The sequence below is a fragment of the Emergencia sp. 1XD21-10 genome (genome assembly GCF_009936045.1).
Taxonomy (GTDB): Bacteria; Bacillota; Clostridia; order Peptostreptococcales; family Anaerovoracaceae; genus Senimuribacter; species Senimuribacter intestinalis.
The window spans coordinates 1-817 of record NZ_QWEQ01000085.1; the positions used below are offsets into that span (position 1 = coordinate 1).

The window sequence follows — 817 nt, forward strand, 5'->3', positions numbered from 1 at the left end:
TTTAATCCTCAACCTCTTTTCCTCCTCGTCCAACGTCTCACAATTACTGTAACAATAATTGTAGTTTTGCACAAGGTTAGAATGCAAATAATTCTTTGTGGGATGTATCTTCATTACAATATTGTGTCTGCTTAATTCCAGCATTTCGTGAATGCTATCTCGCTGATCCTTCTTGAAGTACAACGGATTAGTAAAAGTTAGCGTATCATTCGGCTTTTCGCAAAGTAAATCAATATTGTCCATCACGTCTACCCCCAAAAGGTCTTCTCTTCCAGCTGCCATGTGTCGTCTTTATCCCGCCGCATCAGTGTCAGATTGATGCCATATCGGCTGCATACGCGCAAGATGGTATTCAACGCTTCCGGTCTCTCCCAGTCATCATATAAGGTAAAGTGACTTCCTTTAATTCCAAGTCCCGCCATGTCTACCAGCACCATCTTTGCAATTTCCTCTGCTTCCTGCGGCCGATTCTCAAAATCTTCATCTCCACCAAAGATATCATAGCAAGTTCCAACTGCAGCTTCAATCTTCGTCGTGTCTCTTACGCCTAATTTTAATTCTCTATTCATTTCGCTTTCCTTTCATTATTTCTCTCCGTAGCGATCAACGCCCTCGCCATTCGGCTGCGAAATCAGCCGGCATTAATCTACAATTTTCTACGAAATGTGTATTTCTTCCCATAAATGTTATCAATAAATTCTTTGAATGCGTTATCCAGTTCATTTTGTGTGAATTGTGGACCTCGTAAAATTTGAGCAATGAGTATTTTATTGCCATCTAGGGAATCTAAAAAATTCAAAGCATTTATGCTTGCTTC

At 40.3% G+C, this 817-nt stretch carries 2 protein-coding genes; both read right to left on the bottom strand.

The window, feature by feature from the left end:
- Positions 1-282, bottom strand: a 282-nt coding sequence (locus D1151_RS17465) for a hypothetical protein (protein ID WP_207708633.1), incomplete at its 3' end; no start/stop codon positions are given.
- Positions 249-569, bottom strand: a complete 321-nt coding sequence (locus D1151_RS17470) for a hypothetical protein (protein ID WP_161909587.1) — start codon at positions 567-569, stop codon at positions 249-251. The genes D1151_RS17470 and D1151_RS17465, both read right to left, overlap by 34 nt.
- Positions 570-817: the final 248 nt, after the last annotated feature.

Coding starts and splice junctions, on each gene's coding strand:
- D1151_RS17470 (WP_161909587.1), bottom strand. CDS start 569: ATGAATAGAGAATTAAAATTAGGCGTAAGAGACACGACGAAGATTGAA.